Annotated in this window: 18 protein-coding genes; 13 read left to right on the top strand and 5 right to left on the bottom strand. The window is 68.5% G+C overall.

Annotation, left to right across the window (positions count from 1 at the left end; genetic code table 11):
• Positions 1-100 precede the first annotated feature (100 nt).
• On the bottom strand, positions 101-577 hold the full coding sequence (locus U5A56_RS12980) for an OsmC family protein (protein ID WP_321922693.1): 477 nt from the start codon (positions 575-577) through the stop codon (positions 101-103).
• A gap of 94 nt (positions 578-671) precedes the next feature.
• Between U5A56_RS12980 and U5A56_RS12975 the strand changes: the two genes are divergently transcribed.
• Complete coding sequence (locus U5A56_RS12975; protein WP_321922691.1) at positions 672-1,328, top strand: GntR family transcriptional regulator; 657 nt, start codon at positions 672-674, stop codon at positions 1,326-1,328.
• A 54-nt stretch (positions 1,329-1,382) separates the two neighbouring features.
• On the opposite strand, the gene U5A56_RS12970 is transcribed toward U5A56_RS12975, so the two are convergent.
• Entirely contained in the window at positions 1,383-1,511 is a 129-nt protein-coding gene (locus tag U5A56_RS12970) for a hypothetical protein (protein ID WP_321922690.1), read from the bottom strand.
• 43 nt (positions 1,512-1,554) lie between these two features.
• Positions 1,555-2,589, bottom strand: a complete 1,035-nt coding sequence (locus U5A56_RS12965; protein WP_039318647.1) for a LacI family DNA-binding transcriptional regulator — start codon at positions 2,587-2,589, stop codon at positions 1,555-1,557.
• Between the two features lie 190 nt (positions 2,590-2,779).
• Here U5A56_RS12965 and U5A56_RS12960 point away from each other — a divergent pair, with 190 nt between their 5' ends.
• From U5A56_RS12960 to U5A56_RS12940, 5 genes are all read left to right on the top strand, one after another.
• Positions 2,780-3,928 carry a sn-glycerol-3-phosphate ABC transporter ATP-binding protein UgpC gene (locus U5A56_RS12960; protein WP_321798057.1) on the top strand — a complete coding sequence of 383 codons (1,149 nt, stop codon included), beginning with the start codon at positions 2,780-2,782 and terminating at the stop codon, positions 3,926-3,928.
• A gap of 9 nt (positions 3,929-3,937) precedes the next feature.
• Positions 3,938-5,932: a beta-galactosidase gene (locus U5A56_RS12955; protein ID WP_321922689.1), complete on the top strand. Its 1,995-nt coding sequence runs from the start codon at positions 3,938-3,940 to the stop codon at positions 5,930-5,932.
• 76 nt (positions 5,933-6,008) lie between these two features.
• A complete protein-coding gene (locus U5A56_RS12950; RefSeq protein WP_321922687.1) occupies positions 6,009-7,268 on the top strand; it encodes an ABC transporter substrate-binding protein in 1,260 nt (419 codons plus the stop codon).
• Between the two features lie 54 nt (positions 7,269-7,322).
• Positions 7,323-8,291 (top strand): carbohydrate ABC transporter permease, encoded by a 969-nt coding sequence (locus U5A56_RS12945; RefSeq protein ID WP_415749128.1) that lies wholly within the window; start codon positions 7,323-7,325, stop codon positions 8,289-8,291.
• A gap of 26 nt (positions 8,292-8,317) precedes the next feature.
• On the top strand, positions 8,318-9,169 hold the full coding sequence (locus U5A56_RS12940; protein WP_039318652.1) for a carbohydrate ABC transporter permease: 852 nt from the start codon (positions 8,318-8,320) through the stop codon (positions 9,167-9,169).
• Between the two features lie 249 nt (positions 9,170-9,418).
• On the opposite strand, the gene glcC is transcribed toward U5A56_RS12940, so the two are convergent.
• The gene (gene glcC, locus U5A56_RS12935) at positions 9,419-10,189 is read right to left on the bottom strand and encodes a transcriptional regulator GlcC (protein WP_044848878.1); all 771 of its coding nucleotides are present in this window, start codon (positions 10,187-10,189) and stop codon (positions 9,419-9,421) included.
• A 231-nt stretch (positions 10,190-10,420) separates the two neighbouring features.
• On the opposite strand from glcC, the gene glcD reads away from it, so the two are divergent.
• From glcD to U5A56_RS12910, 5 genes are read left to right on the top strand one after another with little or no spacing between them, the layout of a single operon-like run.
• The gene (glcD, locus tag U5A56_RS12930) at positions 10,421-11,920 is read left to right on the top strand and encodes a glycolate oxidase subunit GlcD (protein WP_321922686.1); all 1,500 of its coding nucleotides are present in this window, start codon (positions 10,421-10,423) and stop codon (positions 11,918-11,920) included.
• Complete coding sequence (gene glcE / locus U5A56_RS12925) at positions 11,920-13,002, top strand: glycolate oxidase subunit GlcE (protein ID WP_321922684.1); 1,083 nt, start codon at positions 11,920-11,922, stop codon at positions 13,000-13,002. Before glcD ends, glcE begins: the two co-directional genes overlap by 1 nt.
• A gap of 26 nt (positions 13,003-13,028) precedes the next feature.
• Positions 13,029-14,249 (top strand): glycolate oxidase subunit GlcF, encoded by a 1,221-nt coding sequence (gene glcF, locus U5A56_RS12920; RefSeq protein ID WP_321922682.1) that lies wholly within the window; start codon positions 13,029-13,031, stop codon positions 14,247-14,249.
• Positions 14,250-14,280: 31 nt separating this feature from the next.
• Positions 14,281-14,685 carry a GlcG/HbpS family heme-binding protein gene (locus U5A56_RS12915; protein ID WP_044848880.1) on the top strand — a complete coding sequence of 135 codons (405 nt, stop codon included), beginning with the start codon at positions 14,281-14,283 and terminating at the stop codon, positions 14,683-14,685.
• A 44-nt stretch (positions 14,686-14,729) separates the two neighbouring features.
• The gene (locus tag U5A56_RS12910) at positions 14,730-16,904 is read left to right on the top strand and encodes a malate synthase G (protein WP_124520162.1); all 2,175 of its coding nucleotides are present in this window, start codon (positions 14,730-14,732) and stop codon (positions 16,902-16,904) included.
• Between the two features lie 51 nt (positions 16,905-16,955).
• Here U5A56_RS12910 and U5A56_RS12905 read toward each other — a convergent pair whose 3' ends face one another.
• Complete coding sequence (locus tag U5A56_RS12905; RefSeq protein WP_321922680.1) at positions 16,956-17,438, bottom strand: hypothetical protein; 483 nt, start codon at positions 17,436-17,438, stop codon at positions 16,956-16,958.
• 13 nt (positions 17,439-17,451) lie between these two features.
• Here U5A56_RS12905 and U5A56_RS12900 point away from each other — a divergent pair, with 13 nt between their 5' ends.
• Both U5A56_RS12900 and U5A56_RS12895 read left to right on the top strand, forming a co-directional pair.
• Positions 17,452-19,014: a sensor domain-containing diguanylate cyclase gene (locus U5A56_RS12900; RefSeq protein WP_321922679.1), complete on the top strand. Its 1,563-nt coding sequence runs from the start codon at positions 17,452-17,454 to the stop codon at positions 19,012-19,014.
• Between the two features lie 106 nt (positions 19,015-19,120).
• A complete protein-coding gene (locus tag U5A56_RS12895) occupies positions 19,121-20,500 on the top strand; it encodes a cache domain-containing protein (RefSeq protein ID WP_044848872.1) in 1,380 nt (459 codons plus the stop codon).
• Positions 20,501-20,511 lie beyond the last annotated feature (11 nt).

The raw sequence follows: 20,511 nt of genomic DNA, 5'->3' as shown, positions 1-20,511 counted from the left end.
CCGCGGCTTCGGCTTCCCGACCTCTGCCAGCACGAAATGGCACGTCACGCTTGCATTGCTTGGGGAATAGAACGCTTCAACGCCCTCTCCCCGGCATGCATCACGCTTCCGCGACCTCGATCACCGGCTCGCACCGGATCGGGAAGTTCACGGAGTTCGCCACATAGCACTTCGCATGCGCGTCGTGATGCAGCCGCTCGGCGAGCGCACGATCGTCGCCCGCCTGGATCGTCACGCGCGGATGCAGCACGATTTCGGTGAAGCGCCCCGGCCCGGGGCTGTCGAGCATCGTCCCTTCCGCGTCGTCCACATACGCCAGCACGCGGATGCCCGCATCGGAACACAGATGCAGATACCAGAGCTTGTGACACGCCGAGGCCGACGCGAGCAGCAAGTCTTCCGGATTCCAGCGCGCCGCATCGCCGCGGAACGCCGCGTCCGACGAGCCCGGAATGTCCGGCTTCGAACCCGCGCGGATCACGTGATCGCGGCCGTATTCGCGATACCCCGAAGTACCGGTTCCCAGGTTGCCGGTCCACTCCACTGCCACGCGGTACTTGTGTTCGCCATGCGCCATCTCGCTCTCCTTCGATATCGGAACGTGAGGTCGTCATTGTGGCACCGGAATGTCATTTGGTATACCATTATTCCAAAATGAGGAGCACGGGAACATGGAAGCCAGACTCGATTCGACGGCGGACGCGGTGGCCGCATCGTTGCGGGAGATGATCATCAACGGCGAGTTGCAGGCAGGCGAGCGGCTCGTCGAGCGCGACCTCGCCGAACGCTTCGGCATCAGCCGGATTCCGATGCGCGAGGCGATCCAGCGCCTCGAACGCGAAGGATTGCTGGATATCTTCAGGAATCGCGGCGCGGTCGTGCGGATGCTGAGCGCATCCGACGTGCAGGAGATCTACGACATGCGCACGCTGCTCGAAGGCGACGCGATCTACCGCAGCGTGAAGCGGCTCGACGACGAAACGCTCGCGCGCGCGGAACTCGTGCACCGGCTGCTCGGCGAATCGAACGTGCCGCGCCGGCAAGGCGAGCTGAACCGCGAATTCCATGCGCTGCTGTATTCATGCTGCGGCAACGAGCGGCAGTTGAAAGCGATCGCGGAGCTGCGCAGCCAGGTCGAGCGCTACGAACGACTTCAGGCAACGTTGCTCGCGGATACGCCGTCATTCCAGGTCGAGCATGAAGAAATCCTGCACGCGTGCCGCGAACGCAACGCACGTGGCGCGCGCGCGATGACGGTCGCGCATCTCGATTCGGCCCGGCGCATCGTGACGCGGCTCGTCGAGGACGATCTGCGCCTTGGGGCGTGATCGAGCCACTCGTGTGATTCCATCTACCGGCCCGCGGCCGGCCTCTACTCAGGCTTAGCCCGTCGGCTTCGGCTTCGGCTTCGGCTTCGGCTTCGGCTTCGGCTTCGGCTTCGGCTTCGGCTTCGGCTTCGGCTTCGGCTTCGGCTTCGGCTTCGGCTTCGGCTTCGGCTTCGGCTTCGGCAAGCATGACACTACGCGACGCACCCCGTGCAGCCGCCTTCGCCCGCTAAGCCATCGCGCGCCGCCCCCGCGCCACCCCCGTCGTCCCGCGCACCACCAGCCTCGGCACCGACGCCGTCCGCACGCGCGATGCATCGTCGACCTGACCGCCCGCCTCGCGCAACGCGTTGAGCAGTTCGACCGCGAGCCCCGCGGCCTCGGCGGTCGGAATCGCGACGGTCGTCAACGTAGGACGCGTATCGCTCGCCAGATGAATATCGGTGATGCCGACGATCGACAGATCGTCGGGCACACGCCGGCCGCGATCGGCGGCCGCGTGCAGCGCGCCGATCGCGGGCAGGTCGTTGGTCGCGACCAGCGCGGTCAGCCCGGGATGCGCGTCGAGCAGCCGGCCCGCCGCACGCACACCGCCTTCGATCGAATCGGGCTCGGCCGCGACGATCGACGCGTCGAGCCCCGCTTCGCGCATCACGTCGACGAAGCCGTCGTAGCGCGCCGCCTGCACGCCGCTCGCCGAGCCGCCGACGATCACGCCGATCGTCTTGTGCCCGAGTTCGACCAGATGCCGCGTCGCAATCCGCCCCGCCTCGCGGAAATCCACCGCGACGCACGGCAAGCCTTCGGGCGGCGCATCGGGCCGCTCCCACAGACACAGCACGACCGGCACGCCGCGCCGCGCGACGTCGACCAGATCCGGCAGGTGCAGGTTCGCGTTGGTCACGAGAATCCCCTCGGAAATCGTGCCGGCGATCTGGTCGAGATACGCGCGCCCCTGCAACGGATCTTCGTTCGTATTGCAGACGATCAGGAATTGCCCGTTACGCCGCACCGCGCGCTCGACCGCGAGCGCGAACTCCGGATAGAACGGGTTCGCGATGCTCGACACCATCAGCGCGACCGTCGGCGCGCGCCCTTCCGCCAGCGCCCGCGCGGCCAGATGCGGCCGGTAGCCGAGCGCCTGCACCGCTTCGAGCACCCGCGCGCGGGTGGCTTCGCCGACCCGGCCGCGGTCGCGCAGCACGTTCGAGACCGTCGCGGCCGTCACGCCGGCGCGACGGGCCACTTCATCCAGTGTCGCCATGATTTGCCCACTATATGAGACGTCGATCCAGTATTTGCTTCGCTCACCGAAGCGGCGCACTATCGCCGCACACCCTGCCGCCCGACCGACGGGCGCGACTCGGCCGCGATCGCGATCGGCTCTTTTTTTGATCGCGTTGCTTAAGCGCTTAAGCATCGACGAAGGCGCATTAGAACATGGAGCGGAGACAATGGCGAGCATCTCGATGCGACGCGTGCAGAAAGCCTATGGCGAGCACGCGCCGGTCATTCGCGACGTCGATCTGGAGATCGGCGCGCACGAGTTCTGCGTGTTCCTCGGCCCGTCCGGCTGCGGCAAGTCGACCCTGCTGCGGATGATCGCGGGCCTCGAGGACCTGAGCGACGGCGAGCTGTCGATCGACGGCCGCCGCGTCGACGACGTGCCGGCCGCCGAGCGCGGCGTCGCGATGGTGTTCCAGAGCTACGCGCTGTTTCCGCACATGACGGTCTACGAGAACATGGCGTTCGGGCTGAAGCTCGCGCGCGTGCCGAAGGCCGAGATCGACCGGAAGGTGCGCGACGCCGCGCGGATCCTGCAGCTCGACACGCTGCTCGAGCGCAAGCCGAAGGCGCTGTCCGGCGGCCAGCGGCAGCGCGTCGCGATCGGCCGCGCGATCGTGCGCGAGCCCGGCGTGTTCCTGTTCGACGAGCCGCTGTCGAACCTCGACGCGGCGCTGCGCGGCCAGACCCGCATCGAGATCGCGAAGCTGCACCGGCAGTTCGAGCGCGCGAGCGTCGTCTACGTGACGCACGACCAGACCGAAGCGATGACGCTCGCCGACAAGATCGTGCTGCTGCACGCCGGCGCGGACACCGCGCGGCACGGCAGCATCGCGCAGGTCGGCGCGCCGCTCGACCTCTATCACCATCCGGCGAGCCGCTTCGTCGCCGGCTTCATCGGCTCGCCGCGGATGAACTTCCTGCCGGCCGTCGTCACCGCCTGCGACGCGCGGCGCACGATCGTCACCGTCGTGTTGTCCGGCGAAACCTTCACGCTGCCGCGCGACGGTTCCGCGCTCGCGGTCGGCGCGGCCGTCACGCTCGGTATCCGCCCCGAACACCTGACGCTCGGCGCCGCGCACGACGCGACGACGCTCGCGCGCGACGTCGCGCTCGTCGAACGCCTCGGCGAGCAGACCTACGTGCACCTCGACCAGCCCGGCGGCACGCCGCTGATCGCGAAGGTGCCCGGCGACGCCCCGCTGCGCCGCGGCGAACGCGTGCACGCGCATGCGCCGGCCGCCGCCTGCCATCTCTTCACCGAAGACGGCCGCGCGGTGCCCGCGTGCGCCGACCTTCCCGTCCACCACTACGCATAAGGATCGGGCATGCGCCTCGGAGTCTGTTACTACCCGGAACACTGGCCGGAATCGATGTGGGCCGACGACGCCCGCCGGATGAAGGCCCTCGGCATCGCGCAGGTGCGGATCGCCGAATTCGCGTGGAGCCGCATCGAGCCGTCGCCGGGCGAATACGACTGGGGCTGGCTCGACCGCGCGATCGACGTGCTCGGCACGGCCGGCCTCGAGATCGTGATGTGCACGCCGACCGCGACACCGCCGAAATGGCTCGTCGACCGTCACCCCGACATCCTCGCGATCGGCGCGGACGGCCGGCCGCGCAAGTTCGGCTCGCGCCGCCACTACGACTTCTCGTCGCCGACCTATCTGGAAGCGTCGCGCCGCATCTGCACCGCGGTCGCCGAACGCTACGGCCGCCACCCGGCCGTGCGCTACTGGCAGACCGACAACGAGCTCGGCTGCCACCAGACGGTCGTCAGCTACTCGCCCGCCGCGCTCGTGCGTTTTCGCGGATGGCTGCAGGCGCGCTACGGCACGATCGACGCGCTGAACCGCGCGTGGGGCACCGTGTTCTGGAGCATGGAATACCGGCATTTCGACGAAGTCGATGCGCCGGTCGGCACCGTGACCGAAGCGCATCCGTCGCACCGCCTCGACTACCGGCGCTTCGCGTCGGATGAAGTCGCGCGCTATCACCGGATGCAGGTCGACGTGATCCGCGCGCATTCGCCGGGCCGCCCGGTCGCGCACAACTTCATGCAGCTCTTCACCGAGTTCGATCATTACGACGTGGCGCGCGACCTCGACGTCGCGACCTGGGACAGCTATCCGCTCGGCGCGCTCGAGGAGCAATGGTTCGCGCCCGACGTGAAGGCGCGCTGGCTGCGCACCGGCCATCCGGATTTCGCGTCGTTCAATCACGACCTCTATCGCGGCATGTCGAAGCTGCCGTTCTGGGTGATGGAGCAGCAGCCGGGCCCCGTGAACTGGGCGCAGTGGAACCCCGCGCCGCTGCCGGGCATGGTGCGGCTGTGGAGCTGGGAAGCGTTCGCGCACGGCGCCGGCTGCGTGTCGTACTTCCGCTGGCGGCAGGCGCCGTTCGCGCAGGAGCAGATGCATGCGGGCCTGCACACGCCCGACGACCGGCTCGACGAAGGCGGCCGCGAAGCGCAGCGCGTCGCGCAGGAGATCGTCGCCGTGCTCGACGCAGGTGCCGATGCCGACGCGAACGGCGCGGTGCGTGCGCCCGTCGCGCTGGTGTTCGACTACGAAGCGAAGTGGCTGTTCGAAGTGCAGCCGCAAGGCGCCGATTTCCACTACCCGCGCTTCGCGTTCGAGTACTACTCGGCGCTGCGTTCACTCGGCCTCGACGTCGACATCGTGTCCGCGCACGCGCCGCTCGACGGCTACCGGCTCGTCGTCGTGCCGCCGCTGCCGGTCGTGCCGGACGACTTCGCGGCACGGCTCGCCGCATCCGGCGCGCATGCGGTGTTCGGCCCGCGCACCGGCTCGAAGACCGCCGACCTGCGGATTCCGCCGACGCTGCCGCCCGGCCCGCTCGCGTCGATCCTGCCGATGCGCGTGTGGCGCGTCGAATCGCTGCGGCCGAACGTGACCGAGCGGATCGACGGCACGCTGCGCGACGGCGCGCCGCTCACCGGCGACGCGCGTCACTGGCGCGACCTCGTCGAACTGCGCGACGACGACGCGCGCAGCGTCGTGCGCGCGCGCTTCGCCGACGGTCATCCGGCGTGTGTGTCGCACGGCACGCTGCACTACTGGGCCGCGCTGTTCGACGACGCGACCACCGCGCGCCTGTTCGCCGACGTCGCGGCCGAAGCCGGCCTGACACCGTCGCCGCTCGGCGACGGCGTGCGCGTGAGCCGGCGCGGCGGCCTGACCTACGTATTCAACTACGGCAGCACGCCGCACACGATCGATGCGGTGCCGCCGTCCGCGTTCGTGGTCGGCGCCGCGCAGGTCGAGCCGCAAGGCGTCGCCGTGTATCGAAGCCGTTCGTAGCAGCCGTTCGTAGCAACCGCCCCCGGCGCCGCGATGCGCCGGTCACGCACAACGACAGACAGGAATGGAGACACCCATGACACATCGCCCCCTTCGCGTCGCCGCCCGGTTTGCGACCGCCGCCGCCATCGCAGTCGCTTCGTTCGGCGCCGCGGCGCCGGCCGACGCGGGTACGCTGACGATCAACATCGCGTTCAAGGGCGCCAGCCAGCGCGCGGTCTGGCAGTCGACGATCGAAGCGTTCCACAAGGCTCATCCCGACATCGACGTGAAGCCCACCTTCGTCGACGAGGAAGCGTACAAGGTGCAGCTCCCCGCATGGCTCACGACCGTCGCGCCCGACGTCGTGAACTGGCACGCGGGCGAGCGCATGGCGTACTACGCGAAGCGCGGGCTGTTCGAGGACCTGAGCGGCGACTGGAAGAAGAACGGCTGGGACGCGATGTACGCGTCGACGCGCAGCGCATCGTCGTACAACGGCAAGCAGTATGCGGCGCCGACCGTCTATTACTCGTGGGGGCTGTTCTACCGCAAGGACCTGTTCGGCAAGGTCGGCATCGCCGACGAGCCGAAGACCTGGGACCAGTTTCTCGATGCATGCAAGAAGCTGAAGGCGGCCGGCATCACGCCGATCGCGATCGGCGGCCGCGACGCGTGGACGCTCGCCGGCTGGTTCGACTATCTCGACCTGCGCCTGAACGGCAACGCATTCCACCAGCAGCTGATGGCCGGCGACGTGCCGTACACCGATCCACGCGTGAAGAAGGTCTACACGACGTGGAAATCGCTGATCGACTCGGGCTACTTCATCGACAACGCGCTGTCCTACGATCTCGACGGCGCGCAACCGTTCCTGTTCCAGGGCAAGGCCGCGATGATGCTGATGGGCACCTTCATCGCCGCGGGCTTTCCGCCGAACGTGAAGCAGGAAATGGGCTATTACCGCTTCCCCGTCATCGACCCGAAGGTGCCGACCGCCGAGGACGGCCCGGTCGAATCGCTGCACATCCCGACCAAGGCGAAGAACAAGGCCGACGCGCATACCTTCCTCGCGTTCGTCGAAACGCCCGAGATGGGCGCGAAGCTCGCCGAAGGGCTCGGTTCGCTGTCGGCCAACGGCAAGTCGCCGGAGCCGGCCGATCCGATCTCACGCATCGGCTTCCGGATCCTCGCCGACACCCGGGGCGGCGTCGCGCAGTTCTACGACCGCGACATGACGAAGGAAATGGCCGACGAAGGGATGAAGGGGATGCAGCAGTTCGTCGCGAATCCCGCGCAGCTCGACACCGTGCTCGCGCAACTCGAACAGACCCGCAAGCGGATCTACAAGAAGTAACCGCGTGACCCCTGCGGCGGCCGAGTGCCGCCGCGTCCGCCCAGGAGGCTTGCCGTGTCCAGTCCGATCACGTCCAGACCCGTTGCAACGCCGGCTACCCCGGCCGCACCGCCCGCCGCCGCGCCGCCGGCCCGCAGCTCGCCTGTCGCGCTGCGCGCGCGCCGGCCGTCGCCGGCCGTGCGGCGACAACGGCGCGCCGCGTGGCTCTTTCTCGCGCCCGCGTGCGCAATGGTTGCCGTCTATGTGATCTGGCCGATCCTCTCGACGCTGTGGCTGAGCCTCTGCAACTGGGACGGGATGACCGAGCGCACGTTCGTCGGCCTCGCGAACTACGCCGAGCTGCTGCAAGCGCCGACGTTCTATACCGCGCTGCGCAACAACGTGATCTGGCTCGCGCTGTTCATGCTCGCGCCGCCGCTCGGCCTCGCGCTCGCGCTGTACCTGAACCAGGCGGTCGCCGGCATCCGGCTCGTGAAGTCGCTGTTCTTCGCGCCGTTCGTGCTGTCCGGCGTGGTCGTCGGCCTGATCTTCTCGTGGTTCTACGATCCGACCTTCGGGCTGCTCGCGCTGATCGCCGGGCACGGGATCCCGGTGCTCGGCGATGCGCGCTATGCGACCTTCGGCATCGTGTTCGCCGCGCTGTGGCCGCAGACCGCGTACTGCATGATCCTGTACCTGACCGGCCTCACGTCGGTGAACCCGGAGCAGATCGAAGCGGCACGGATGGAAGGCGCGCGCGGCTTCGCGCTGCTGTGGCACGTCGTGCTGCCGCAATTGCGGCCGACCACGTTCATGGCGATCGTCGTCACGGTGATCGGCGCGCTGCGCAGCTTCGACCTGATTTCGGTGATGACGGGCGGCGGCCCGTTCGAGAGCTCGACCGTGCTCGCGTATTACATGTACGACCAGGCGATCAAGTATTACCGGCTCGGCTATTCCGCGTCGATCGCGGTCGTGCTGTTCGCGATCATGCTCGTCTACATCGTGTTCCAGTTGCGCCGCATGCTGCGCAACGAGCAGTGACCTGACCTTCCGGGGAACCATTCATCATGTTTCCGACACCCGTTGCCCACTGGAAGCCGGTATCGCGCCGGCTGTACAAGCTGTCGCTGCCCGTCGCGCTCGTGATCTGGCTGCTGCCGATGATCGCGGTGTTCGTCACGTCGGTGCGCTCGACCGAGGAACTGGTCGAAGGTCACTACTGGGGCTGGCCGCGGCACTTCTCGATGATCGAGAACTATCGCGACGCGCTGACCACGTCGCCGATGCTGCATTACTTCTGGAACAGCGTGCAGATCACGGTGCCGTCGGTGCTCGGGTCGATCGCGCTCGCGGCGATGGCCGGGTTCGCGCTGGCGACTTACCGGTTTCGCGGGAATGCCGCGCTGTTCGGGACCTTCGTCGCGGGGAATTTCGTGCCGGTGCAGGTGCTGATGATTCCGGTTCGCGACTTGTCGCTCAGGCTCGGCGTGTTCAATACGGTCGAGGCGTTGATTCTCTTTCACGTCGCGTTTCAGACGGGGTTCTGTACGCTGTTTCTGCGGAACTTCATCAAGCAGCTGCCGTTCGAGCTGATCGAGGCGGCGCGGATCGAAGGCGCGGGCGAGTGGACGGTGTTCTGGCGGATCGTGTTGCCGTTGATCCGGCCGGCGCTGGCCGCGCTCGCGATTCTCGTGTTTACGTTCGTGTGGAACGATTACTTCTGGGCGCTGTGTCTCACGCAAGGTGACGAGGCCGCGCCGATTACCGCGGGTGTGGCGGCGCTGAAGGGGCAATGGACGACTTCCTGGAACCTTGTTTCGGCCGGGTCGATTCTCGCAGCGTTGCCGTCGGTCGCGATGTTCTTCGCGATGCAGAAGCATTTCGTCGCGGGGCTCACGTTTGGGGCGACGAAAGGTTGAACTCGCCCTGACCGCCGATTGCGGATTCGGATCTCCCCCTCTTCATCGAGAGGATTGCCCGCTTCGGCGGGCTTTTTTGCGCGTTTCGGGTACGAACTACACCCCAATTTCGCCCGATTCAACCGCCTGAGCGCATGTCGCGCAGCGGCTAAACAGGTCGTGTCGGGCCACGCATCGAATAGGCCGCATCGTCAACTCAACATGCTTGACACACGTCCTGACGTCATCGGCCACGCTGGTTCAAGTGACTCAAGTCCACCCTTCGAGCCGCAACGTCGAGCGCACGAGCCGCTGCTCCTCCTCTTCGATCTCGCGCAGATACTCGACGCACTGCCGGATATGCTCGCTCGCCGCCTTGCGGGCCTGGTCGGGCAACCGCCCCGTCACCGCGTTGTAGAGCCGCGCGTGCTGGCGGTCGATCTGCTTCTTCAGCGGCTCGCGGTGATAGAGGTTGTTCACCGACGCGAACACGGAGCTGAGCAGCAGGTCGGTCAGCGACTGCAGCGTGTTGACGAGCACCGGATTGTGCGACGCCTCGCAGATCGCGAGATGGAACGCATGGTCGAGCTTCGCGCGCGCGGCCGGATCGAGATCCTGCGCATCGGCCGCCGTCATCTCTTCGTAGCGGCGCTTGATCAGGATGAAGTCGGCGGGTGTGCCGCGCAGCGCGGCGAGCCGCGCGGCTTCGGTCTCGAGCATGCCGCGCACCTCGAACAGGTCGTACAGCGTGCGCGGCTGCGAGCCGAGTAGATGCATCATCGGCGAGACTTCGCGCTGCGGGGTCAGGCTTGCGACGAACGAGCCCTTGCCGTGCGTCGTGTCGATGATCCCGCGCGCGCGCAGCAGCTTCATCCCTTCGCGCACGGCCGTGCGCGACACGCCGAGCTTCTCGGTCAGCCGCCGCTCGGACGGCAGCGCCTGCCCGGCCTTCAACACGCCGTCGACGATCAGCTGCTCGATCCGCTCGGCGACGACATCGGCGACATTGCGCGCCGGCGCTTGTCGATTCTGCATTTCCATACTGGTATGACCACTTCGGACGGATGTCGCCGATTTTCGCACAAACCCTTGTTCTGATTGCGTTTTACGTCACATCCAGCCGCCCCTCAAAGGCACTCGAACAAAAACTGGTATGACCACGGCGGCGGCATCTGGACATGCCCCCGCCGCCCGCCAAGAATGCCGTCCATCGGCGTGCCGCGCGTCCTGCGGCCGCCTGCACGATGAAGATGGTGGAGACGGAGACACACGATGAGTTTCACCTACGACGAACGGATCGACGGCCCGCTGGCGACCGTCGACCGCGACACGCTCGTCGCCGCGCTCGGCGCGGCGGCGCCCGGCCTCGACGTGCTGCACGAGCGCGAGGCGCTGAAGCCGTTCGAATGCGACGGACTCGCCGCGTACCGCACGGTGCCGCTCGCGGTCGTGCTGCCCGACACGGTCGAGCAGGTGCGCGCGGTGCTGCGCGTCGCGGCCGCGCACGGCGTGCCGGTCGTCGCGCGCGGCGCGGGCACCGGGCTGTCGGGCGGCGCGATGCCGCTCGAAAAAGGCATCCTGCTCGTGATGTCGAAGTTCAACCGGATCCTGGAAATCGACGCCGACGCCGGCATCGCGCGCGTGCAGCCGGGCGTGCGCAACCTCGCGATCTCGCAGGCCGCGGCACCCTACGGCCTCTACTACGCGCCCGATCCGTCGTCGCAGATCGCCTGCTCGATCGGCGGCAACGTCGCCGAAAACGCGGGCGGCGTGCACTGCCTGAAATACGGGCTGACGGTGCACAACATCCTGAAGGTCGAGATCCTGACGATCGACGGCGACACGCTGACGCTCGGCGCCGACGCGCTCGACGCCCCCGGCTTCGACCTGCTCGCGCTGTTCACCGGCTCCGAGGGGATGCTCGGCATCGTCACCGAGGTGACGGTGAAGCTGCTGCCGAAACCGTCGAGCGTGAAGGTGCTGATGGCGAGCTTCGACGACGTGGCCGAAGCCGGCGCGGCGGTCGCGCGGATCATCGGCGCGGGCGTGATCCCCGGCGGGCTCGAGATGATGGACAACCTCGCGATCCGCGCGGCCGAGGACTTCATCCACGCCGGCTACCCGGTCGACGCGCAGGCGATCCTGCTGTGCGAACTCGACGGCGCCGCGACCGATGTCGACGAAGACGCCGAACGCGTGGCCGCGCTGCTGCGCGACGCCGGCGCGTCGGAGATCCGCGTCGCGCGCGACGAAGCGGAGCGGCAACGCTTCTGGGCCGGCCGCAAGAACGCGTTCCCGGCGGTCGGCCGCATGTCGCCCGACTACTACTGCATGGACGGCACGATCCCGCGCCGCGAGCTGCCGCGCGTGCTCGAAGGGATCGCCGCGCTGTCCGCGCAATACGCGCTGCCGGTCGCGAACGTGTTCCATGCGGGCGACGGCAACATGCATCCGCTGATCCTGTTCGACGCGAACCGTCCCGGCGAGCTCGACCGCGCGGAAGCGCTCGGCGGCAAGATCCTCGAACTGTGCGTCGCGGCAGGCGGCAGCATCACCGGCGAACACGGTGTCGGGCGCGAGAAGATCAACCAGATGTGCGTGCAGTTCAACGCCGACGAAATCACGTTCTTCCATGCGGTGAAGGCCGCCTTCGATCCGCAGCGCCTGCTCAACCCCGGCAAAAACATCCCGACGCTGCACCGCTGCGCCGAGTTCGGCGCGATGCACGTCCATCACGGCAAGCTGCCGTTTCCCGAACTGGAGCGCTTCTGATGCGACGCGAACGCGAAATCGAATCGATCGACGACAGCGCGGCGCTCGTCGCGCAGGTCGACGCCGCGATCCACGCGCGCCAGCCGCTGCACATCCGCGGCGCGGGCACGAAGGCGTTCGTCGGCCGCGCGGTCGAAGGCCGCACGCTCGACGTGCGCACGCACCGCGGCATCGTCGCGTACGACCCGACCGAACTCGTCATCACCGCACGCGCGGGCACGCCGCTCGCCGAACTGGAAGCGATGCTCGACGCGGCCGGCCAGATGCTGCCGTGCGAGCCGCCCACGTTCGGCGGCACGGCAACGGTCGGCGGCATGTTCGCGGCGGCGCTGTCGGGGCCGCGCCGCCCGTGGGCCGGCGCGGTGCGCGACTTCGTGCTCGGCTGTCGCGTGATCACCGGCCATGCGAAACACCTGCGCTTCGGCGGCGAGGTGATGAAGAACGTCGCGGGCTACGACGTGTCGCGGCTGCTCGCGGGCAGTTTCGGCTGCCTCGGCGTCGTGACGGAAGTGTCGCTGAAGGTGCTGCCGAAGCCGCGCGCGACCGGCGATCTCGCGCTGACGCTCGGTGCCGGCGAAGCCGTGCAGCGCGTCGCGGCATGGCGTCGCGCGGGGCTGCCGCTCGCGGGTGCGTGCCACGCGGACGGCGTGCTGCGCGTGCGGCTCGAAGGCGGCGAGGGCTCGGTGAAGGCCGCGCGCGACACGATCGGCGGCGAGCGGATGGACGATCGCGACGACGGGTTCTGGGCGCGGCTGCGCGACCTGTCGCTGCCGTTCTTCGACGATCCGCGCCCGCTGTGGCGCGTATCGGTGCCGGCGGCCGCGCCGCTCGATGCGCTGCCCGGCGCGCTGCTCGTCGACTGGGGCGGCGCGCAGCGCTGGCTGAAAAGCGACGCCGCGCCGGCCGACGTGCAGCACTTCGCCGCGCAGTGGGGCGGCCACGCGAGCTGCTTCACGCCCGGCACGACGCCCGAGCCGTTCCAGCCGCTGCCGCCCGCGCTGCTGCGCGTGCATCGGCAGCTGAAGGCGCAGCTCGATCCGCATGCGATCTTCAATCCCGGCCGCCTGTACGCGAACGTCTGACGCCAACCCGACTTCGAACCGCCGATATGCAAACCAATCTCAGCGAAGCCAGCAAGGCCCTCGACCGGGCCGACGAAGCGGAAGCGATCCTGCGCGCGTGCGTGCACTGCGGCTTCTGCAATGCGACCTGCCCGACCTATCAAGTGCTCGGCAATGAGCTCGACGGGCCGCGCGGACGCATCTACCTGATCAAGCAGATGCTCGAAGGCGAGCCGTGCGGCGAGCGCACGCAGCAGCATCTCGACCGCTGCCTGACGTGCCGCAACTGCGAGACGACCTGCCCGTCCGGCGTGCGTTATCACACGCTGCTCGACATCGGCCGCGCGGAAGCCGAGAAGCGCGCGCGGCGGCCTGCGCGCGAGCGCCTGCTGCGCGCGGGCCTGCGTCACGTGGTGCCGCGGCCGGCAACCTTCGCCGCGCTGCTGAAGGCCGGCCGCGCGCTGCGCCCGCTGCTGCCCGGCACGCTGCAGGACAAGATTCCGGCCGCCGTGCCCGCCGCCATGCCGCGCCCGCCGGTACGCCATGCGCGGCGCGTGCTGATGCTGGAAGGCTGCGTGCAACCTTCGCTGTCGCCGAACACGAACGCGGCCGCCGCGCGCGTGCTCGACCGGCTCGGCATCAGCGTGACGCCCGCGCGCGAAGCCGGCTGCTGCGGCGCGACCGAATATCACCTGAACGCGCAGGATGCCGGGCTCGCGCGCGCACGCCGCAACATCGACGCGTGGTGGCCCGCGATCGAAGCCGGCGCGGAGGCGATCGTGCTGACGGCGAGCGGCTGCGGCGCGTTCGTGAAGGAATACGGCGACCTGCTGCGCTCCGACCCCGTCTATGCGGACAAGGCGCGGCGCGTCAGCGCACTCGCGCGCGACCTCGCGGAAGTGATCGCGGCCGAGCCGCTCGACGCGCTGGCCGAATCGACGCGACGCCGCGTCGCGGTCCACTGCCCGTGCACGCTGCAGCACGCGCAGCGGCTCGGCGGCGCGGTGGAAAGCATCCTGACGCGGCTCGGCTTCGATCTGACGAATGTCGCCGACGGCCATCTCTGCTGCGGCTCGGCCGGCACCTATGCGCTGACGCAGCCCGAGCTGGCCACCCAGCTACGCGACAACAAGCTCGACGCGCTCGAAGCCGCGCGGCCGGACCTGATTGTCACGGCCAACGTCGGCTGCCAGACTCACCTGAACGGCGCGGGCCGCACGCGCGTGCGCCACTGGATCGAGCTCGTCGACGACCGACGGGTCGACTGATTCCACCGACCGCTGATTCCGGAGGAACATGATGCAAACCAAACCCGAACTCCAGCTCGCCGACGCCGAACGCATGCTCGCGGCCGCCCGCGTGGAGGCCGCACGGCACGGCTGGGCCGTATCGATCGCCATCGTCGACGACGGCGGCCACCTGCTCGCGTTCGCGCGCCTGGACGGCGCGTCGCCGGCCAGCGCCGTCATCGCGCAGGACAAGGCGCGTGCGGCGGCGCTCGGCCGGCGCGAGACGAAAGCGTATGAGGATATGATCAACGGTGGCCGCACCGCGTTTCTCAGCGTGCCGCTGACGGGCTTGCTCGAAGGCGGCGTGCCGGTAGCGTTCGATGGCCGGATTGCGGGCGCGATCGGCGTGTCTGGCGTAAAGTCCGAGCAGGACGCGCTGATCGCCCGCGCCGGCGTACAAAGCGTCGCGACATGAGTCAGCCAAGCCGCGCGCGAATTTTTTCCCCGGGAGGAATCACGATGATCGACCAAGCAGGACTGCAAGTCGCGCCAGCGCTGAGCCAGTTCATTGAAAACGAAGCACTGCCGGGCACCGGTATCGACAAGGCCGCGTTCTGGAGCGGTTTCTCGGCCCTGGTACACGACCTCGCGCCGCGCAACCGCGAGCTGCTCGCGGAACGCGACCGCCTGCAGCAGGAACTCGATACGTGGCATCGCGCGCACCCCGGCCCGGTGCGCGACCACGCCGCGTTTCGCGCATTTCTCGAAGAGATCGGCTACCTCGTGCCGGTCCCGTCGAACGTCGCGGCAGCCACCGCGAACGTCGACAGCGAGATCGCGACGCAGGCCGGCCCGCAGCTCGTCGTGCCGCTGTCGAACGCGCGCTATGCGCTGAACGCCGCGAACGCACGCTGGGGCAGCCTGTACGACGCGCTGTACGGCACCGATGCGCTGCCGGAAGACGGCGGCGCCGAGCGCACCACGGCATACAACCCGACGCGCGGCCAGCGCGTGATCGACTACGCGCGCGGCGTGCTCGACAACGCGGCGCCGCTCGCGAGCGGCTCGCACCGCGACGCGCTGCGCTATCGCGTGGAAGACGGCCAGCTCGCCGTCGAAACCGGCAAGGGCGTCGTGCACCTCGCGCAGCCGGCGCAGTTCGTCGGCTACCAGGGCGCGGCCGGCGCGCCGTCCGCGATCCTGCTGAAGCACAACGGCCTGCACCTCGAGATCCAGATCGACGCGTCGACCCCCATCGGCCGCGCCGATCTCGCGAACGTGAAGGACGTCGTGCTCGAAGCCGCGGTAAGCACGATCATCGACTGCGAGGATTCGGTCGCGGCGGTCGACGCCGACGACAAGGTCCAGCTCTACCGCAACTGGCTCGGCCTGATGCAGGGCACGCTGGTCGAGGAGGTCGCGAAGGGCGGCAAGACCTTCACGCGCCGCCTGAACGCCGATCGCGAGTACACCACGCCGGCCGGCGGCACGCTGGTGCTCCACGGCCGCTCGCTGCTGTTCGTGCGCAACGTCGGCCACCTGATGACCAACGGCGCGGTGCTGGACCGCGACGGCAACGAGATTCCGGAAGGCATCCTCGACGGTGTCGTCACGACGCTGTGCGCGCTGCACGACCTGAAGGCCAAGCGCAACTCGCGCACCGGCTCGATCTACATCGTGAAGCCGAAGATGCACGGCCCGGTCGAAGTCGCGTTCGCCGACACGCTGTTCGCGCGCATCGAGGATCTGTACGGCCTGCCGCGCAACACGCTGAAGATGGGCATCATGGACGAGGAGCGCCGCACCAGCGTGAACCTCGCCGCCTGTATCGCGGCGGCGGCCGCGCGCGTCGCGTTCATCAACACCGGCTTCCTCGACCGCACCGGCGACGAGATGCACACCGCGATGGAAGCGGGCCCGATGATCCGCAAGGGCGACATGAAGTCGTCGGCGTGGATCCAGGCGTACGAGCGCAACAACGTGCTCGCTGGCCTGTCGGCCGGCCTGCGCGGCCGCGCGCAGATCGGCAAGGGCATGTGGGCGATGCCGGACCTGATGCACGCGATGCTCGAGCAGAAGATCGCGCATCCGCGCGCCGGCGCGAACACCGCGTGGGTGCCGTCGCCGACCGCCGCGACGCTGCACGCGCTGCACTACCATCTCGTCGACGTGCAGGCCATCCAGCAGGAACTCGAGAAGACGCCGTACGCAAGCGAGCGCGACACGCTGCTCGAAGGGCTGCTGACCGTGCCGGTCGTCGAGCGCGCCGCGTGGAGCGAGAGCGAAATCCTGAGCGAGGTCGAGAACAACGCGCAGGGCATTCTCGGCTACGTCGTGCGCTGGGTCGAACAGGGTGTCGGCTGCTCGAAGGTGCCGGACATCCACGACGTCGGCCTGATGGAAGACCGCGCGACGCTGCGCATCTCGAGCCAGCACATCGCGAACTGGCTGCGCCACGGCGTGATCACCGAGGCCTTCGTGCTCGACGTGTTCAAGCGGATGGCGCGCGTCGTCGACCAGCAGAACGCCGGCGACCCGAACTATCGCCCGATGGCGCCCGGCTACGACCAGTCGACCGCGTTCAAGGCCGCATGCGCACTGGCGCTGCAGGGCACGTCGCAGCCGAGCGGTTATACCGAGCCGCTGCTGCATCGGTTCCGGCTCGCGTACAAGGCGCAACAGCACGGCGCGTAAGCCTTCGCATGCGGGCTTTCCCGCATGCGGTTTTCACGAAGCGGGCAGCCATTACGGCTGCCCGTTTTTACATTCGAATTCATGCAAACGCTGAAACGGATAATCGATCCGAATCGCACGATTTAAGGTTCCGCGTCCGCCTGCCGTTAAAGCATGTAAATCGGCGACGCCGGTATGCGCGCTGCCCCCTCCTGGCGCAAAGCCTTGCGCTGCAACGTTCCGCACCCGACTGGCAAGTCTCTGCCAGAGCGATAATTTGATCCGGATCAACGGTCCGCAACATTTTCCGCGTGCACGAATGCGCGCGTTATACTCGGACCAATCCGCGCCGCCCGATTCGTCGGATCGTCGAATCGCGGCAATTCTTGCCGGTCGGCAGGTGATGCAGCGGTTTATCAGGCCGCCATCGCCGATCATCGGCACCGTGTTCCAGGTCGGTCGGGCGGAATGCGCACCGGGGGGTGCATTCCGGATCATCGCCGGCAAATCATACGAACAATCGCATCGGCCTGCCGCCCCGGCGACGATGCCCATCGATCCACGGACCATGGCAGAAACCGACTACGCAATGCCCAGCGAATCCGGCCTGACAAGCCGCGTCGCCGCCCAATTGCGCCGGTTCCTGCTGCCGCACCTGATCTTCTATTCAGGGCTGCTGATCGCACTGATCCTGTTGTTGCTGTGCGGCATCCTGCTGTACGAAGGCCGGATCGACGCACGCGATCGCGCGCGCACCACCCAGCAGAACATCGCGCTGATGGCGTCGTGGGACATCGAGCGCAACATCGAGTTCTATGCGCTGTCGCTGCAGGCGGTCGTCGAAGGCGAGAACGATCCCGCCGTCCTCGCGCTGCCGATGCCGCTGCGCCGCCAGGTGCTGTTCGATCGCGCGACGACGGCCAAGTATCTCGGCGGCATCTACGTGCTCGACTCGAACGGCGACATCGCGGTCGACGGCAAGAGCGACGTGCCGCGCAAGGCCAACTTCGGCAACGAATCGTTCTTCACGGTGCACCGCGACAGCCCGGACGTCGGCCTGTACGTCAGCGACCCGTACCGCTCGCGCTTGCGCGGCGGCTCGCCGAGCATCGCGCTCAGCCGGCGGATCACGCGGCCCGACGGGTCGTTCGGCGGCGTCGCCGTGATGTCGATCCGGCTCGAATATTTCCAGGACCTGTTCTCGCGCCTCTCGCTCGGCGATCGCGGGTCGATGGCGCTGATCAATACGAAGGGCCTGATGCTCGCGCGCCAGCCTTACGATCCGGCGATCGTCGGCCGCAACATCAGCAAGGCCAGCACGTTCCGCCGGTTCATGACCGCCAACGAAGGGAGCTTCGCCGATACCGCGTCGATCGACGGCGTGCGGCGCCTGTACGTGTTCCGGCACCTCGACCACCTGCCGCTGATCATCATGGTCGCGCGCTCGGAGGCGGACACCTACGCCGCCTGGTACGACCGCGCGATCCCGATCGGCTCGGCGATGGCCTTGCTCTCGCTCGGCTTCGTCGGCCTGTCGATGCTGCTCGACATCCAGCTGCGCAAGCGTCACCGCGCGGAAACCGAGCTGGAAGCGCTCGCGCGCACCGACGGCCTCACGGGCCTCGACAACCGCCGGATGCTCGACGTCACGCTCGCGCGCGAATGGCGCCGCGCGGCGCGCTCGCAGCACGCGCTGTCGCTGCTGTTCGTCGACGTCGATCACTTCAAGCGCTACAACGACACGCAAGGCCACCAGGCCGGCGACGATGCGCTCGCCGCGGTCGGCCGCTGCATCGCCGGATGCCTGCGCCGCCCGGCCGACTATGCAGCGCGCTACGGCGGCGAGGAGTTCGTCGTGGTGCTGCCGGACGTCGACACGCCCGGCGCCGTGACGATCGCCGAATCGATCCGCACCGCCATCCTCGATCTCGGCATCCTGCACGACACGGATGCGTCGGACCGCCTGACCGCGAGCATCGGCGTGACGACCTGCTATCCGGAACTCGACGACAGCATCCAGGCCGCACTGAAGCTCGCCGACGACGCGCTGTACCGCGCGAAGGAAGGCGGGCGCAACCAGGTCGTCGTGCAGACGGCCCCGTCCGCCGAGCGCACGCTGCGGCGCGCCTGAGCCACGGCTGGCCGCCCGGCCGCCACAGCGCCGGCCGCGGGCGAAATCGCCGACAATGTCGGCTCGCCCGGCCGCCGCGCGACACGCGCGCCCGCTTCACACCACCATGAGACTCAAGGCAAAGATTTTCCTTCTGGCCATCGTGCCGTTCCTGCTCGCGATCGCCGGCATCGGCTTCGGCGTGCGCCAGCAGGCGACGTCGCTCGCGCGCACGCAGCACGCGACGATCCAGGCCGCCTACCTGTCGAGCAAGGAAGTCGAGCTGAAGCATTACGTCGAACTCGCGACGAGCGCGATCATGCCGCTGTACGACGCGAGCGGCCGCAATGCGCGCGACGACGGACTGCTGCGCACGCAGGCGCTCGCGATGCTGCAGAAGATGGATTTCGGCCCCGACGGCTATTTCTTCGTGTACGACCTGCACGGCAATGCGCTGATGCATCCGCGCGAGCCCGAGCGCGTCGGCCACAACTACTGGTCGATGCGCGACCCGCAGGGCGCGCTGACGATCCAGCAGCTGATCGGCGCCGCGTCGCACGGCGGCGGCTACGTGCGCTACACGTGGCAGCGGCCGTCGACGGGCAAGCCCGCGCCGAAGCTCGGCTACGTCGTCGCGCTCGAACGCTGGGGCTGGATGGTCGGCACCGGCATCTATCTCGACGACGTCGACACCGCGCTGCAGCGCATCGACGCGCGCGCGTCCGCGAACATCGAGCGCACGATGAGCTGGCTCACCGCGATCGCGCTGACCGGCGCGGCGGCGATCGCCGTCTGTGCGCTGGTGCTGAACGTCAGCGAGTCGCGCAGCGCCGACGCGAAGCTCAAGCAGCTCGCGCAGCGCGTCGTCGAATCGCAGGAGCAGGAGCGCGAGCGGCTGTCGCGCGAGCTGCATGACGGGATCAGCCAGATGATGGTGTCCGCGAAGCTGATGCTCGAATCCGCGCTCGCGCGCTTCGAGCGCGGCACCGCGCGCATGCCCGAGGCCGAGCAGGCGCTCGCGTCGGGCGTCGGGCGGCTCGGCGACACGCTGCGCGAAGTGCGGCGCATCTCGCACGCGCTGCGCCCGGCGATGCTCGACGATCTCGGCCTCGCCGCCGCGCTCGAACAGCTCGTGCGCGAGCTCGGTGCGGAAAGCGGCATCGACATCGGCTATACGCAGGTGGCGCACAGCGGCGCGCGGCCGCTGCCCGCGCCGGTCAACACGGCGCTGTTCCGGATCGCTCAGGAGGCGCTCAGCAACATCGTGCATCATGCGCAGGCGTCGCGCGCGGCCGTCACGCTCGACGTCGGCGCGCATGCCGTCACGCTGACCATCGCCGACAACGGCTGCGGCTTCGACGCCGAGCGTACGCAGACCGACGCGCGCCGCGGCATCGGGCTGCGCAACATGCGCGAGCGGCTCGACGCGCTGGGCGGCATGCTGACGATCACGTCGCAGGTCGGCCACACCGTCGTGGCCGCGCGCGTGCCGCTGCGCGCCGCCTGAACACGATCCCC

The sequence above is a fragment of the Burkholderia sp. BCC1998 genome, from assembly GCF_905339875.1.
Classification (GTDB): Bacteria; Pseudomonadota; Gammaproteobacteria; order Burkholderiales; family Burkholderiaceae; genus Burkholderia.
Note: the sequence above shows the minus strand (reverse complement) of the source record. Positions and strands in the feature narration are given on the sequence as shown.

What these genes read in the sequence shown, in the direction of transcription:
- glcF (WP_321922682.1), top strand. Translation starts at nt 13,029, where the DNA reads ATGCAAACCAATCTCAGCGAAGCCAGCAAGGCCCTCGACCGGGCCGAC.
- U5A56_RS12955 (WP_321922689.1), top strand. Translation starts at nt 3,938, where the DNA reads ATGCGCCTCGGAGTCTGTTACTACCCGGAACACTGGCCGGAATCGATG.
- U5A56_RS12960 (WP_321798057.1), top strand. Translation starts at nt 2,780, where the DNA reads ATGGCGAGCATCTCGATGCGACGCGTGCAGAAAGCCTATGGCGAGCAC.
- glcD (WP_321922686.1), top strand. Translation starts at nt 10,421, where the DNA reads ATGAGTTTCACCTACGACGAACGGATCGACGGCCCGCTGGCGACCGTC.
- U5A56_RS12965 (WP_039318647.1), bottom strand. Translation starts at nt 2,589, where the DNA reads ATGGCGACACTGGATGAAGTGGCCCGTCGCGCCGGCGTGACGGCCGCG.
- glcC (WP_044848878.1), bottom strand. Translation starts at nt 10,189, where the DNA reads ATGGAAATGCAGAATCGACAAGCGCCGGCGCGCAATGTCGCCGATGTC.
- U5A56_RS12900 (WP_321922679.1), top strand. Translation starts at nt 17,452, where the DNA reads ATGGCAGAAACCGACTACGCAATGCCCAGCGAATCCGGCCTGACAAGC.
- glcE (WP_321922684.1), top strand. Translation starts at nt 11,920, where the DNA reads ATGCGACGCGAACGCGAAATCGAATCGATCGACGACAGCGCGGCGCTC.
- U5A56_RS12975 (WP_321922691.1), top strand. Translation starts at nt 672, where the DNA reads ATGGAAGCCAGACTCGATTCGACGGCGGACGCGGTGGCCGCATCGTTG.
- U5A56_RS12915 (WP_044848880.1), top strand. Translation starts at nt 14,281, where the DNA reads ATGCAAACCAAACCCGAACTCCAGCTCGCCGACGCCGAACGCATGCTC.
- U5A56_RS12950 (WP_321922687.1), top strand. Translation starts at nt 6,009, where the DNA reads ATGACACATCGCCCCCTTCGCGTCGCCGCCCGGTTTGCGACCGCCGCC.
- U5A56_RS12895 (WP_044848872.1), top strand. Translation starts at nt 19,121, where the DNA reads ATGAGACTCAAGGCAAAGATTTTCCTTCTGGCCATCGTGCCGTTCCTG.
- U5A56_RS12910 (WP_124520162.1), top strand. Translation starts at nt 14,730, where the DNA reads ATGATCGACCAAGCAGGACTGCAAGTCGCGCCAGCGCTGAGCCAGTTC.
- U5A56_RS12905 (WP_321922680.1), bottom strand. Translation starts at nt 17,438, where the DNA reads ATGGGCATCGTCGCCGGGGCGGCAGGCCGATGCGATTGTTCGTATGAT.
- U5A56_RS12940 (WP_039318652.1), top strand. Translation starts at nt 8,318, where the DNA reads ATGTTTCCGACACCCGTTGCCCACTGGAAGCCGGTATCGCGCCGGCTG.
- U5A56_RS12980 (WP_321922693.1), bottom strand. Translation starts at nt 577, where the DNA reads ATGGCGCATGGCGAACACAAGTACCGCGTGGCAGTGGAGTGGACCGGC.